The following is a 14,689-nucleotide window of genomic DNA, read 5'->3' on the forward strand; positions in this document are numbered from 1 at the left end:
ATTAAAAACGAAGTGACAAACCACCGTTTACGATACGCGACTGCGGGTAATATTGGCCGGTGGCGTTGTCGGCTTCGGGGTCATACGAACCGAGTTTGTTTACCAGCGTCAGGGCGTTGAGCGCGCTGACGTAGAGCCGCAGACTGCTGACGCCCACTTTCCGGCCAATGGCTTCCGGGATGGTGTAGCCCAATTCGAAGTTTTTGAGCCGGATGTAGTCTGCCGAACGCAGCCAGTAGGTATTGTTGCTAGAGAAATACTGGTCACTGCGGTTGGCAATGCGGGGGTGTACACTGCTGGGGTTGTCTACCGTCCAGCGGTCGAAATAGATCTCCTGGAGGTAGTTGCCGATGTTGCCCGACTCACCCAGGCTGATATACTGCTGCGCCCCTGCCGACCCTTGGAACAGGATTGACAGGTCGAAGTTGCTGTAGGTGGCCCGCAGGTTGACCCCACCCTGGAACAGGGGCAGGTTGGTGCGGTTACCACGTACCTGATCGTCGGGTGTGATCTTACCGTCGCCGTTGATGTCCTTATACTTCATATCGCCGGGGCGGAGCGTTTTCACAATAGCTGAATAGTCGAGCGTTTTGGCGTCGATGTCGGCCTGGGTAGCAAATACGCCGTCGTACTGGTAGGCCTGATACGAGTTGATGGGACGACCTGTGGTGCGCTGCCACTCAGGCGCGCCGGGGGCCTCATCCCAGAAGATGATCTTGTTCTGGGCGTAGCCGCCGTTGATGCCTACCGTAAACTTGACGCCGCCGGCCTGACCGTTGTAATTGATCTGTCCGTCGAAGCCGCTGTTACGCACTTTGCCGATGTTCTCCGGGGGCAGGGTCAACCCTGTGGTGCGGGGTACCGAGGCGTTACGGGGATACAGAATCGACGTCCGCAGGTTGTTGAAGTAGTCGAATTCAAAGCTGATTTTGCCGTTAAACAACTGCCCTTCCAGACCGATGTCGGCGTTGTTGGCCACTTCCCAGGTAATGCTGGTGTTAGGAATCCGGCTCTCCGATAGCGTCTTCTGCTGCGCATCGTTAATGATGTAGGTGTTGAACCCGTAGGTGGCCAGGTACTGGTAGGTGGCCAGGGTGGTGGTACCGGGGAAATAGATCTGGTCATTACCCAACTGCCCATACGATGCCCGCAGCTTCAGGAAATTGACCACTGGCGTAGCCCCTTTGTAGAAGTTTTCTTCGGAAATAACCCAACCCGCCATGATGCCGGGGAAGAAACCGTAGCGCGTAGCCGCCGGGAAAATGTCGGAGCCATCGTAGCGACCCAGCAACTCAACCAGGTACTTGTCTTTGTAGTTGTAGGCAAGTCGGCCAAAGTAGTTCAGACGCGCCCGGTTGTAGGCCCCGCCGCCGTTGTCTTTGCTCAGGTCACCCCCGGCAAACAACTGATCAATAGCAGGCGAGATGAAATACCGACGGAACGCATTAAAGTTGTCGCCCGTGATGGTCTCGCGGTTTACCCCCGCCAGTACGGTCAGGCCATGATCACCAATTTTGCGCTCGTAGGTACCCACGGCCCCCAGCAAAATGTTGAGTTGTGTATTGTTGCCCAAGGTGAGGCGGGGTTCGGCCGGGCCGCGTACACTGGCCACCAGGTTGGGATTGCCGTTGGCATCTACGCCCGTGCCGCGTTCGTAGAGCGTCCAGGGTGTTTCCCAGCGTTTGTTGTTCTGGTTTAGCTTGTCAATGGCCGCCGTAGCCGAAATCTTAAGGCCTTCCACACCCGGAATCTTCAGGTCCAGTTGTCCATTGGTCTGAATGTAGTCGCGCTTGTCGCGGTCATAGCCCGTGGCGTTGGTGGTGATGACCACCGGGTTTTCGCCGTTTTCAATATCCGGACCAGGCCGGCCGTCGGGCCAGAAAGCAGGCTGATTCGGCTTGCCGCGCATCTGCATCCTGAAAATGGCCCCAGCACCCCGCGTAGGATAATACCGGTATTCTTCGCGGCCCAATATGCCCATTGCCACGTGGAGGTATTTGTTGATGTTACCGTCCAGGTTGATGCGCAGGTCATACTGCTGGTAACCCGTAGCCGAGTTCTTATAGAAGGCATCCTGATTCTGATACCCCAGCGACGCGATGTACTTGAAATCATCCGTACCACCCTGCAGTTGCAGGTTATGGCGCGACTGAGGTGACCATGTCTTCAGCGTCGACTTATACCAGTCGGTGTTGGGGTGGCCCCAGGGATCCGACCCGTCGTTGTACTTGGCAATGTCGGCGGGCGAATAAGGAGCCGTGCGCACACTGCCGTCGGGACGGGTGTAGGTGCCCGTGGTCTGATAGGCTTTGGTGGCAGCAGCCCATTCAGCCGTCGGTAACTCGTAAATATTCAGGTCGTTGAGCATGGTGGCGTACTGGGCCGCGTTGGCCAGTTTGGGTACCACCGTAGGCTGCGCAAAGCCCTGATTGAACGAGTATGACAACTGTGGCTTACCCGACTTACCCCGTTTGGTGGTAATCAGGATAACCCCGTTGGCCGCCCGCGACCCGTAGATGGCCGCCGAGGCGTCTTTCAACACCGAAATGGTTTCGATATCAGCAGGGTTGATACGGTCCAGACCACCCGCCCGGTCGGGGATACCGTCCACTACGATCAGGGCGTTGTTGTTGCCCAGGGTATTGGTACCCCGAATCCGGATGGCCGAGCCATCGTAGCCTGGTTCACCGCTGCGGTTCACGGCCGTAACGCCTGCCAGCCGCCCGGCAATGGAGTTCGACAGGTTGGTGGTTGGTGATTTAACCAGTTCGTCGCCCTTAACAGCTACTACTGATCCCGTTACAGTTTCTTTCCGTTGCGTACCGTAACCTACTACCACCACCTCGTTCAGCGATTTTTCATCTTCGAGCATGGTTATGCTAATGGTGCTTTGCCCTTTCAGGGCTACCTCCTGCGGTACATAGCCGATGAAGGAAAACACCAGCGTGGCGTTGGCGTCCTGCACGTTAAGGGTAAAATCGCCGCTGCTGCTGGTGACTGTTCCGGTAGAGGTGCCTTTTACCACGATACTTACCCCTGGCAGGCCTTCGCCGGTTTGGCTAACCACGCGCCCTTTGATGGGGACGAAAGCCGGTGTGTTCTTAAGCTGTGGTAGCCCACTGCCATTGGGCAGGCTGGCAGAGCGAGCCAGCGTCTGCGCGTGGCCGGGGGGATGGCTACCAATAAGCAAAGCCAGGGCAATACCCGTTGACTTTAGCGTTAAGTTGACGTTCTTCATGAAGCTAAGTGTTAATGGTACATTCGATTGAGTAGAAATTTGAAAAATTAGTGCAAAAAATACTTAGAAGCCTGTTAAGTATATAGTTTAAAAAGGAATTAATAATAGTCGTCTACTCTTCATTTAATGCAAAGCGAAGGTGTTTTTGTACCCGAATTCAATACGCCACATTTGTCTTATAAGCGGTTGACTTGTGGCGCCGGATCCACTGGCTGACATCTGTATCCGTAGTACTCAGGCATGGGCAATCTGCAATGGACTATTGCGATAGGCTGGTAAACGAAATTGCCGTTAAAGCGACCAGTCCGGAAGGATCAGGATCGCCTTAACGGCAATTGACAAAAGAGCGGGTAATGACAACGACTTATGAGGCCGGGTACGCCCACACCTATACGCTTATTTTAGTTTACCGTAGTTTATGGAAGCCTAATCTGTGTCTTCACAAGCCCAGGCGCCTGGATGACTGGTGCTGCCTGACGATGTAGTATAAGGACAAGGCGTTCCCGCCGAAGGAAGCTTTATAGGTTCAGCAACGCCCGTCCCTGTGCTAGCGCGGCATCCAAACCAGCGGCATCGGAACCACCCGCCGTGGCAAAAAAGGGCTGACCGCCACCCCCACCTTTGATGTGTTTGGCAAGGTCTTTTACGACCTGCCCGGCGTTGAGACCGCGCCCCTTGATGAGGCTGTCGGGCAGCATGACGGCAAGTTGGGGTTTACCGTTGATGTCGGCGCCCAGCACCAGGGCAAGGTTATCTACTTTGGCTTTCAGGTCGTAGGCTAATTGCTTCAGCGCGTCGGCGTTGGGAACGGCTACACGTTCGACCAGCAGGCTGTACTCAGCGGCGTTGGTTATTTTACCAAGTAGCTCGTTTTTAAGCTGTTGCACCTTTTCATTTTCCAGCGCTTCCACCTGCCTTTGCAGGGTGTTGCGCTCGTCGAGGAGGGTTTGAACGGCCTTCACTACATCTTTTGGGGCTTTCAACAGGTCTTTCAACGCAGTCAATGTCGCTTCCTGCTCGTTCAGCAGCGCCAGGGCACTTTCCGATGTTTTGGCCTCGATCCGCCGAACGCCGGTTGACACGGATCCCTCCGACGTGATTTTGAACAGGCCAATCTGACCCGTAGCCGGCACGTGTGTACCCCCGCAAAGCTCAACGGAGTAGGTAGGGTCGAAGGTAATGACGCGCACAAAGTCGCCGTATTTTTCGCCGAACAGGGCCGTAGCACCCATGGCGCGGGCTTGCTCGATGGGCACGTTGCGCTTTTCGTCCAGCGGGATATTCTGCCGGATGCGTTCGTTGACAATCGTTTCCACGCGCCCAATTTCGTCGTCGGTCATTTTGCCGAAGTGGCTAAAGTCGAACCGGAGGGCATCGGGACCCACATAGGAGCCTTTTTGCGCCACGTGCGTACCGAGTACCTCGCGCAGGGCCGAGTGCATCAGGTGCGTAGCCGAGTGGTTGTCTTCCGTCAGTTCGCGACGGTGCGTGTCGATTTTGGCAAAAACGAGATCAGCCGATTCAAGCAGTTCGTCCATGTCGGGACGGTCGGCTACGAGGTGGATTGTGAGGTCATTTTCCTTGCGGGTATCGAGTACGGTCAGCGTGGCCTTCGGTACGTTATGGTGCATCAATTCCAGCGTACCGGTGTCGCCAATCTGACCACCCGATTCGGCGTAGAAGGGCGTACGGTCCAGCACAATCTGCACCTGCGTTCCCTGTTTGTTCTGCACACGCCGATACTTCACCACCTGGGCGTATGTCTCCGTGTTATCGTAGCCTACAAATTCCACTTTATCCACATCCTGAAGCTCAATCCAGTCACCTGCTGAATAAGAGGCATCTTTGCGGGAACGCTGTTTTTGAGCCTGCAAGGCTGTTTCGAAGCTCGCTTCGTCAATTTGAAGGCCTTTCTCGCGGGCAATCAGCGCGGTCAGGTCGGCAGGAAAACCGAAGGTGTCGTTCAGTTCGAAAACCGTTTCGCCAGGTATCGTTTTGTCGGTGCCAAGCTGTTCTATGATCTGGTCCAATCGCGTCAGACCCGTACCCAGCGTGCGCAGGAACGCGATTTCTTCTTCACGGATGACCGTAGCCACAAACTCCTGCTGCGCTGTCAATTCGGGGAATACGTCAGCAAATTGGTTAGCCAGGTGAGGCACCAGCTTACACATAAACGGCTCGGTAAAACCCAGGTACGAATAGCCGTAGCGGATGGCGCGGCGCAGAATCCGGCGAATCACGTAGCCGGCTTTGGCGTTGCTCGGCACCAGCCCGTCGCCGATGGCAAAGCTCACCGCCCGGATGTGGTCGGCAATGACGCGCATGGCCACGTCGGATTTTTCCATTTGGCCCGTATACGTACGGCCCGACAGTTCTTCAATCAGGCCTATCGTGCCCGAAAACACGTCGGTATCGTAGTTGCTCTGCTTGCCCTGAATGGCCATGCACAGCCGCTCGAAGCCCATGCCCGTATCGACGTGGCGGGCGGGCAGCTCTTCCAGCGAGCCATCGGCCTTGCGGTTGAACTGCATAAACACGTTGTTCCAGATCTCCACCACCTGCGGATGATCGGCATTCACCAGGTCACGGCCCGACTGTTTGGCGACTTCCTCCGCAGAACGCAGGTCGATGTGTATTTCCGAGCAGGGACCGCAGGGACCGGTGGCGCCCATCTCCCAGAAGTTATCTTTTTTGTTGCCCAGAATGATCCGGCTCTCATCTCCAACGATGCCTTTCCAAATGTTCCAGGACTCCTGATCAAAAGGCACACCGTCGGCCTCATCACCTTTGAACACAGATACGTAGATGCGGTCTTTCGGGAGTTTGAATACTTCCGTCAGCAGCTCCCACGACCACTCCAGGGCTTCTTTTTTGAAGTAATCACCAAACGACCAGTTGCCCAGCATCTCGAACATGGTGTGGTGATAGGTGTCAAAGCCAACGTCTTCCAGGTCATTGTGTTTGCCACTCACGCGAAGGCATTTCTGGGTGTCGGCCACGCGTTTGGCCGGGGGGGTACCGTTGCCTAGAAAGAAGTCTTTAAACTGCGCCATCCCTGAGTTATTGAACATCAGAGTGGGGTCGTTTTTAGCTACAAGCGGGGCCGAAGGGACAATGAGGTGTTGTTTCGAGCGAAAGAAATCGAGAAACTGACGGCGTATTTCAGAAGAAGTCATGTGCGAAGAAAGTGACCCCACCCCCAGCCCTTCCCCTTAAAACAAGGGGAGGGGAGCCGTACTACCCTAGTATTCTGAGCAAAGAGTCGACAGCGCGAAGCTCTTGTAGAGCGGCTCCCCTCCCCTCTGTTTAAGGGGAAGGGCTGGGGGTGGGGTACCACAAAATTACGCTATTTTCGTCTTCAGATTGGCATCTACAGGCCGTGGGGCGGTCAAATCACAACGTAACGCAGGTATGGAATCGGGCGATAAGCGGTATTACAGCATCCGGGAAGTGGCCGACATGTTCGACGTGAACATTTCGCGGTTGCGGTATTATGAAAAAGAATTTCCGACACTCAGCCCCAAAAAAAACCGCTCCGGCGACCGCGTTTACACCAAAACAGACATAGACCACCTGCGCGAAATCCTCGATCTGGTCGAAAACCGGGGCTTCAAACTCCAGGGCGCCCGCGAGTACCTGAACAAGAAACAAGGCACCCTCAACGAGACAGCCGCCGTGCTCGATAAGCTCAGGGAAATCAAACAGTTTATGACTACCCTGCGCGATGGTCTGGGTAGTGAGGGTGGCAACGGGCAGGAGGTAAAAGCAAACAGTAAACAGTAGGGTATAGCCAATAAAAATGCCCCAGACACATGTCTGGGGCATTTTTGTGTTAAATGGAGCTATCTGATAGGATAGCCGGAGGTTAGAATAGTCTTCCAATAAAAATGAGCACGACCGCACCACCAAAGGCAATGAGCAGATTCATCAACAGCCCATCGTTGTCTGGGTCGTTGCCCAGGCGTCTGGCAATAAAGCCACCTACCAGGCCGCCCACAATGCCAAGAATGATGTTAACCAGCGCTGAATTGTGGCTGCCCATGAAGCGGCTGGCCAAGTAACCGGCGATGCCGCCAATGATAATCGAATACAAGAAGCCCATGATATAATAAGGTTTAGTGAAGGATACCAAAACGTTTTGGTGCATGAATAACGTGAAATGTTGGGCAGTATCCTGAAAAATGAGTGAGTGGCCGGGGTGGGCAGACCAGTTAAGCCAGGTCTGAAACCGCAGGAAGCGAGGCGCTCTTGCCTTGAATTTCACTAACTTGCAAAACAGCAATAGTACACGCCCTTCACTCTTTTTGGCCTGATAACCAATTCTTTACCTTGTTATGAAATCATATCTGCATCTATATCTCTGGTGGCTGATGAGCTTGCTGGTCACCACAACGGCTGTTGCTCAACCCGACGTGCAAAAGAAAATTCAGACCGACCTGATTCTGGCCGAAGATGGTACTACCGTTCAATTGCCCGCCGGGACGTTTTCGCTGGCTGGCAGCTTATCCTTGCAGGACAAAAAGAACGTAACGATTAGGGGCGCGGGCGTGGGCAAAACCGTATTGTCGTTTCGGGGGCAAACCGAAGGCGCCGAGGGCTTGCGCGTGACTAACGGCACCAACATTACCATCGAAAACATGACGTTGCAGGACTCTAAAGGCGACTGCATCAAGACCATGAACGTAGATGGCATCACCTTCCGCAACCTGCTGGTGGAATGGACCGGCGACCCTAAAGCGACCAACGGCTCCTACGGCCTGTATCCGGTACAGTGCCAGAACGTACAGATTCTCAGCTGCACCGCCGTAGGGGCTTCCGACGCGGGTATCTACGTGGGGCAGTCGCGGCAGATTGTGGTGCGCAACTGCACGGCCTACCATAACGTGGCGGGCATTGAAATTGAAAATTCCGTTGGGGCCGACGTGTCCGAAAACCACGCCTATGCCAACACAGGAGGCATTCTGGTATTCGACCTGCCCGATCTGGTGCAGAAGAAAGGCGGGCAGGTGCGGGTATTCAACAACCTGATTGAGCACAACAACCTCGACAATTTTGCGCCGAAAGGTAACATTGTAGCCAGGGTCCCGGCCGGAACAGGCATGATGATTCTGGCTACCAACGACGTTGAGATTTTCAACAACCGGATCATCGACAATAAATCGCTGGGGACGGGTGTCATCAGTTATTTCATGACCGAAGAACCCATCCGCGACAGCCTCTACAATCCGTACCCCACGAACATTGCCATTCACGACAATACCTACAGCCGATTGCCGGGCTACCCCACCCGCAAGGGGCGCATGGGGCTGATGTTCCGGTTCAAATTGCGTTTTGGTAAAAATGTGCCCGACATTATCTGGGATGGCGTCACCAATGATAAGGCCCCGGCCAGTCAGCGCACAATCTGTTTGAAAAACAACAAAAACGCCACCTTCGCCAACATCGACGCGGGCAATAATTTCAAAGCCATCTCGCGCGATGCCACGCCCTACACCTGTGATCTGCCCCCCGTGGCAGCGGTGGGGAAATGACAGGGGGTGTGCAGGCTTCGCGTAGCCACAGAGCGCGAAGCCACCAACTACACATGAACTAATGCCAACCAAAAAAAACCTATTTCTAGTTTCTCTAGGCCTTTTCGCACTTGTTGGCCTGCTCTCCGCCACTTACAAATCGGTGCCAACAGCGGTACCCGAACGGCTGTCGGCTTACGGTTTTTTTGCGGGTAACATCGCCGAACAGAAGCCCGCCGAAGGGGTAATGCCCTACCGACTCAACACGCCGTTGTTTTCAGACTATGCCGAAAAGCTGCGCTTCGTCAAACTTCCCGCCGGGCAGGCCGCGCAGTATAATGCCGCCGAGGTCATGGATTTTCCGGTGGGCACCACGCTGATCAAGACGTTTTATTTTCCCGTCGATTTCCGTGATGCTGCCAAAGGTCGAAAGCTCATGGAAACGCGGTTACTGCTGCGGGAAACGTCGGGTTGGAAAGCGTTGGAATACGTCTGGAATGAGGACCAGACAGATGCCATTCTGGAAGTGGCGGGCGACCGCAAGATGGTAGCGTATGTAGACGCTGAGGGCCGGAAACACGAGCAGGAATACGTAATGCCCAACCTGAATCAGTGCAAAAGCTGCCACAACCGCAACGAGGTAATGACGCCCATTGGCCCCTCGGCACGGCAACTAAATGGGCTACTGGATTATGGTCAGGGGGCTGCAAATCAGTTAGTAGCCTGGCAGAAACAAGGCATGTTAACCGATGTGCCCGATATAAACACCGTGCCCAAAGCCCCCGTCTGGAATGATCCCGCTACGGGGTCGCTCAATGACCGCGCCCGCATCTGGCTCGACATCAATTGTGCACACTGTCACCGCCCCGAAGGCCCGGCCGGCACCAGCGGATTGAACCTGTCTATACATGAAAAAAGCCCCGCCGCCCTGGGTCTCCTGAAGACACCCGTGGCGGCGGGGCGTGGGTCGGGCAATCGTCGTTACGACATTGTGCCCGGCCAACCCGACCAATCTATTTTGCTCTACCGCCTCGAATCGACCGATCCCGGCATCATGATGCCTGAGGTGTCGCGCAAGGTGACCCACCGCGAAGGTGTTGCCCTGATCCGGGCGTGGATTCAATCGTTGAACTGAACCAACTACTTGGGCATCAGCACACTGTCAATAGCGTGTACGGTGCCGTTGGTAGCCTGAATGTCGGCGGTGGTAACCATCGCCGAACCACCTTTGGCGTCGACCAGCATAACAGCCGAGCCTTTTTTGCGCACGGTCAATGTGCCACCCGATACCGTCTTGATCTTCTGACCGTCTTTCAAATCGGCGGCCATTACGTTACCCGGCACCACGTGGTAGGCCAAGATACCCTGCAATTTCGTTTTGCTGGCGGGCTGCGTCAGGCTCTGAAGCGTGCCGGCGGGCAACTTATCAAAAGCGGCGTTCGATGGAGCAAAAACGGTAAAGGGGCCGGCTTCTTTAGCCTTATCGGCCAAACCAGCAGCTACCAGGGCGGTCTGCAGCGTTGAAAAATCGGTTGCGCTGGCCAGGCTACCCGCCAGGTCAGTGCCCGTTGCTTTCGATCCCACACCCGACTGCGTTGGCCTGTTCGCCGAATCAGACATGGTTGTCGATGGAGCAGAGCCCACCGGCGTTGGGCGGTTCATGGTGTTGGTGTTGGTCTGGGCGTAGGCCGATCCTGCCACAAACGTGATAGCCGAGAGGGCTACAATCTTCAGGTGCTTTTTCATGAGATGGTTATCTATTAATTCTATTGATTTTAAATACTACAAATACAACTCGCTCATTTAGAAGAATGTTTGCCATCTTTTTTCAGGCGGCAGGTTTGTTGTGGCCTAGCTAAACACGTCGTTGAATCAATAGTCCCGGATGTGTATCCTGTTTCGTTTACCTTTGGCTACAACTAATTCTATATACAAACAAGAATTTTGTATGCGCTCACACGTTAGATCATGGCTGTTTTTGGGAATATTCTACGCCATTATGTTGGCAGGCTGTAAGAAGAAAGACGATCCGGTAATAACCACCACCATTACGCCTACGTTGGTAGGCAACTGGGGTATCACGGCGATTACGTTTAGCCCAGGCTGGGTGCAGTATACCGGCGCTACCCCCATCCCTGATTACATTCCTTATCTGGCTGCGAAAGGCCAAACCTGCCTGACCGACCTGACAATTTCCTTTACGGCAACGGGGGCATACACCACCAATTCGGCAAGCCTGCCCGCCTGCGGCAATGTCCCTGAATCGAAGGTTATTCTGGATTATCTCTTCGGTGACGGACGAACATTCACCGAAACCAACACCACGGCTGTTCTGTACAGCCAGAATAAAACCACGTCGATACCCGTCACTAAATCAGGTACGGATCAATTAATATCGCTTCAATTTGTGAACGACCAGGATCTAAGCGGACAGGCCGTGAAAACCACCTACACCGTCACGATGAAGCGGCGGTAGGTGATTCTATTTATAATGCCTTGAGAAAGGCAATGAGCGCCTTTTTTTCGGCCACGGTCAGGTGCAGGGCATCGGCGGGTAACGTCTGGTTGGGTAGGTCGAAACCAAGCCCTGACCCTCCACCCCGGTCATAAAAATCGACTACTTCGGCCAGCGTTGCAAACACACCATTGTGCATGTAGGGGGCTGTTTTGGCACTGAATCGCACGGTTGGTGTTTTGAACGAATGCCGGTGCAGGTTGATGCGGGTGGTGTTGAATTTCCCCAAATCAGTATCCAAGGCCTTCTTGTTAGCCGTGGCGGGTGTGCCCAGCACTTCGCTTTCCGTTTTCTGAAACGTGGGGGGGGGCCGTGCCGTTAAACAGCGGGTAGAAGTGGCAGGTGGCACATTTGGCTTTACCCATAAACAGGTTAAAACCAAGCCGTTCCTCTGCCGACAGCAACGTTTCCTGTTCGTCTTTGTCGGTGGTGCGCATGGCCCGGTCAAGGCGGGTGTCGAGGCTGACAAGCGACCGGATATAGCTGGCAACGGCATTTTTCAGGTTTCGCTCCGTTACGCCATCGGGGTAGGCCCGCATAAAGGCAGCCCGGTAGGCGGCGTTGCTACTCAGCGCGGTCACGGCGTTGGGCAACGAACCGTGCATTTCATCTTTATTCTGGATCACATCGCTGGCCTGATCTTCCAGAAATGCCACCCGCGAGTCGGCAAACTGAGCGGCCTGAAACGCCGCGTTGAGCACCGTTGGCGTGTTGCGCCGTACCCTTCGACCAACCGCCGAACCACCTACGGCCCTGTTTTTGGTTTCCCCATCGGTAAACGCGTTATCGGGCTGGTGGCAGGTGGCACAACTACGGTTCGGGGCACCCGACAAAATCGGATCGTAGAATAACTGCCTGCCCAGGTAAATCCGGCTGGGGGTGGCGCGGTGGGCCGTGGCATCAACAAAATAGCTGGGGTCAAACGCGTCGGGTTCGTTGAGGGTGCGGGCTGCCGGAGATAAGAGCCTGCTTTCCTGAAATACGGGGATAGACAGGGCTTTCTGAGCATCCAATAGGTTGCTGCTCAGTATGTTGGCGTGTTGCTGGATAAACGTCAGCCGGTCAAAATTGGCAAATGAGCCTGATTGGTTCAGGTAATGGATGGCCCCGGCAAAGGCCTCATCGAGTTGGCGAGCCAGCACACTGGCATGGTCGGGTAGGGGGTAGAACGACAGGTGTCGCTGCATACTGGCCAGTGCTTCGGCGGTTTCGGGCAGCGACGTGTTGGCAATGGGTGCGTCGAAGCCCGTGATACCCAGCGTAATAAGCCGGAAAACCTCCAGCCGCAGTGCATCGAACACGTGACTATCCGTCATGGGGTTGCTCACCGACACCTTGTGCAGCCGCCGCACCGCCGATTGCAGTACGCCCGCCTGCTGCACCAACCCGGCCCGATTTGCCGGATCGTAGGGAAAAAGGACTTCTTCAAGTGCCTGTAAGCCATTGCCTTGTATCTCGTTTTGCAGGGCGTCGTCTTCCTCCACTTCAGCCAGGGCTGGTCCGTTGATGGCCTTTGATGTTTCGGGGTTATACAACTCGGCCAGCCATTCGACCCGTTTCCAGGCCAGCCGGGTTTGCCTGAAAGACCGTTGTAACGCAGGGGCTGATTGGTTGGTAGCCAGCAGGTGGTGCAGCCGCGTCGTGGCCGAATCGAGGGCAACAATGTCGGCTATATACTGCTGCCGTACTTGCTGAAGTGGGGTGAGGGTTGGATTCGTGTAGCGGTATAACCCAGCCACAGCGGCCACGAGTAAACTAACCCGAAACCACCATGACTGGGTGCGCTGAATCCGTCTCGCCTCCATCAGCGGAAACGTTTGTGCCATAACTTGCTGGAAAAGCTTGTTAGTGAGCTGACTGGCCTGTTTAGCGGGGCAGACCGCGTACCAGAATCAATTGGCTGGCTTGCTGATTCGATACATCGCTGGTGCTTTTGACCGAGCGCAACTTACCGCCGTCTGGACCCAGGTATTGATCGCCGATCCAGGTGTGGGGCTGAAGCGAAATAATAAAGGCGTCGGGTATGCCGATTGTCTCCGACACGTCGATCATGGCCCCGTATTCCCAAGTACCAAACTTCGACAACCCTCCTACGTTGTATTTGGCGGCATCGGTGGCGGTGCGGCGGTGATCCAGAATTAGGGCGGGTTTCAACGCACCTGTAGCCAGATTATACTGGTAGATGTATGAATCGTGGGTTTCATCGCCATAGCTGTTGGGGTCTTCCTGCACGTAGAGGTAGTTGGTGCCAACGTAGATATTATCGACGTTCTGAAACGTTTTGGCAATACCATTGCGGTCGTCGCCATCCAGAATTACCTCCAGCGAACCCTTCAGTGGGTCGTTGGCATCCATCGTGAGGCGATAGGTACGGCCATATTTTGAGCGTGAATAATCAGCGTTTACACCCGTGTTGGCCTGCCCCGTTACGTTGAAAAATACCTGCCGATTGTTGGCGGCGCTCCCTTTCCGGTAATCGATATCTTCCACCCGGCCAAACTTAAGGCCTTTAAGGTCGTTGACGGCCGCGTTGATCTGGGCACCCGTGAGTGTTTTGTGGTTGGCTATCTGCACAAACTCAACGTCGAACTTGGCCCCCGTTTTCATGTCCATCTCGCGGGCGTTGCCGTCTCTGCGCCGTAGCATATAGAGCGATCCATTTTGCAAATCACCTACCGTGTTGGTTAGGTACAAGGCCAATTGGCCGCCGTTTGTGCCGCTGTCATCGTCGCCGATCAGGATAGCTGTTTTGCCAGGGAAGGCATTTTTGTTCAGCGGAACGGCGTTTTCGGCACTCCATCGGCCCAGCCCTTCCAGTTCCCGGCTGATGGCGTTCTGGCTGGCGTCGCCGTAGGGGTTCACCGCGTGGGTACGTGATTCCTGCCCACTTTCACCGCAGGTGAGGTAAAGCGGACCAAAACCGTGTTCGGCGGGGGTGGCCATCGTGGCTGAGCAAAGCCGCCATTGACCTCCATCCGAATTCAGGATATAGTCACCTTTGACGGGCTTCAGCGTTTTGTCGAACGTGAGGCGCGACACGGAGAAATTGTCTTCGTGGTTCACCAACATCGTAAACGTGCCGTCGGCATTTTTCAGTAAGCCCGATCCGTCGGCTGATCCACCGAAGACGAAGTTTGGCGACTGGGGTAGCTTATCGTCGCTGCTGATGAGCGAGTACACGTTCGCCGATTCAAAACCGGGCATTGTCTGGGCTAGCACTGGGTTCACCGACTGATTGACCAGCTTGATATCCAGGTTAGGTGTCTGGGGTTTATCGAGGTGATCGCAGCCTTGCAGCGAGAGCAGGAGCGCAGTGGCAGTGACTCCGTAAAGGGAGATGTGGCGGTTGTTCATGTAGGGGGCGTATGAGTTTTGCGCCCAAAGTACGCCCCTACGTGTTAACCGGATTTTAATGCCAGGTTACCA

At 54.8% G+C, this 14,689-nt stretch carries 11 protein-coding genes; 4 read left to right on the forward strand and 7 right to left on the reverse strand.

Annotated elements, in window-relative coordinates; translation table 11 throughout:
• Position 1 precedes the first annotated feature (1 nt).
• Complete coding sequence (locus J2I47_RS23415; RefSeq protein ID WP_207367050.1) at positions 2–3,238, reverse strand: SusC/RagA family TonB-linked outer membrane protein; 3,237 nt, start codon at positions 3,236–3,238, stop codon at positions 2–4.
• Positions 3,239–3,756: 518 nt separating this feature from the next.
• A complete protein-coding gene (gene alaS / locus J2I47_RS23420; protein ID WP_207367051.1) occupies positions 3,757–6,414 on the reverse strand; it encodes an alanine--tRNA ligase in 2,658 nt (885 codons plus the stop codon).
• Positions 6,415–6,649: 235 nt separating this feature from the next.
• Here alaS and J2I47_RS23425 point away from each other — a divergent pair, with 235 nt between their 5' ends.
• Positions 6,650–7,021: a MerR family transcriptional regulator gene (locus tag J2I47_RS23425; RefSeq protein WP_207367052.1), complete on the forward strand. Its 372-nt coding sequence runs from the start codon at positions 6,650–6,652 to the stop codon at positions 7,019–7,021.
• A gap of 82 nt (positions 7,022–7,103) precedes the next feature.
• Here J2I47_RS23425 and J2I47_RS23430 read toward each other — a convergent pair whose 3' ends face one another.
• Entirely contained in the window at positions 7,104–7,385 is a 282-nt protein-coding gene (locus tag J2I47_RS23430; protein ID WP_229374902.1) for a GlsB/YeaQ/YmgE family stress response membrane protein, read from the reverse strand.
• A 187-nt stretch (positions 7,386–7,572) separates the two neighbouring features.
• Between J2I47_RS23430 and J2I47_RS23435 the strand changes: the two genes are divergently transcribed.
• Positions 7,573–8,769: a parallel beta-helix domain-containing protein gene (locus J2I47_RS23435; RefSeq protein ID WP_229374903.1), complete on the forward strand. Its 1,197-nt coding sequence runs from the start codon at positions 7,573–7,575 to the stop codon at positions 8,767–8,769.
• A 61-nt stretch (positions 8,770–8,830) separates the two neighbouring features.
• Complete coding sequence (locus J2I47_RS23440; protein WP_207367053.1) at positions 8,831–9,883, forward strand: SO2930 family diheme c-type cytochrome; 1,053 nt, start codon at positions 8,831–8,833, stop codon at positions 9,881–9,883.
• A gap of 5 nt (positions 9,884–9,888) precedes the next feature.
• Here J2I47_RS23440 and J2I47_RS23445 read toward each other — a convergent pair whose 3' ends face one another.
• Positions 9,889–10,494 carry a fasciclin domain-containing protein gene (locus J2I47_RS23445; protein ID WP_207367054.1) on the reverse strand — a complete coding sequence of 202 codons (606 nt, stop codon included), beginning with the start codon at positions 10,492–10,494 and terminating at the stop codon, positions 9,889–9,891.
• Between the two features lie 202 nt (positions 10,495–10,696).
• Here J2I47_RS23445 and J2I47_RS23450 point away from each other — a divergent pair, with 202 nt between their 5' ends.
• Positions 10,697–11,224, forward strand: a complete 528-nt coding sequence (locus tag J2I47_RS23450; RefSeq protein ID WP_207367055.1) for a hypothetical protein — start codon at positions 10,697–10,699, stop codon at positions 11,222–11,224.
• Between the two features lie 10 nt (positions 11,225–11,234).
• On the opposite strand, the gene J2I47_RS26705 is transcribed toward J2I47_RS23450, so the two are convergent.
• The 3 genes from J2I47_RS26705 to J2I47_RS23460 are packed head-to-tail and all read right to left on the reverse strand — an operon-like array spanning position 11,235 to position 14,617.
• The gene (locus J2I47_RS26705; RefSeq protein ID WP_229374904.1) at positions 11,235–11,504 is read right to left on the reverse strand and encodes a hypothetical protein; all 270 of its coding nucleotides are present in this window, start codon (positions 11,502–11,504) and stop codon (positions 11,235–11,237) included.
• A gap of 10 nt (positions 11,505–11,514) precedes the next feature.
• Positions 11,515–13,089, reverse strand: a complete 1,575-nt coding sequence (locus J2I47_RS23455; RefSeq protein ID WP_229374905.1) for a cytochrome-c peroxidase — start codon at positions 13,087–13,089, stop codon at positions 11,515–11,517.
• A 40-nt stretch (positions 13,090–13,129) separates the two neighbouring features.
• Positions 13,130–14,617 (reverse strand): hypothetical protein, encoded by a 1,488-nt coding sequence (locus J2I47_RS23460; RefSeq protein WP_229374906.1) that lies wholly within the window; start codon positions 14,615–14,617, stop codon positions 13,130–13,132.
• Positions 14,618–14,689 lie beyond the last annotated feature (72 nt).

This window comes from Fibrella rubiginis (genome assembly GCF_017353185.1).
GTDB classification, from domain to species: Bacteria; Bacteroidota; Bacteroidia; order Cytophagales; family Spirosomataceae; genus Fibrella; species Fibrella rubiginis.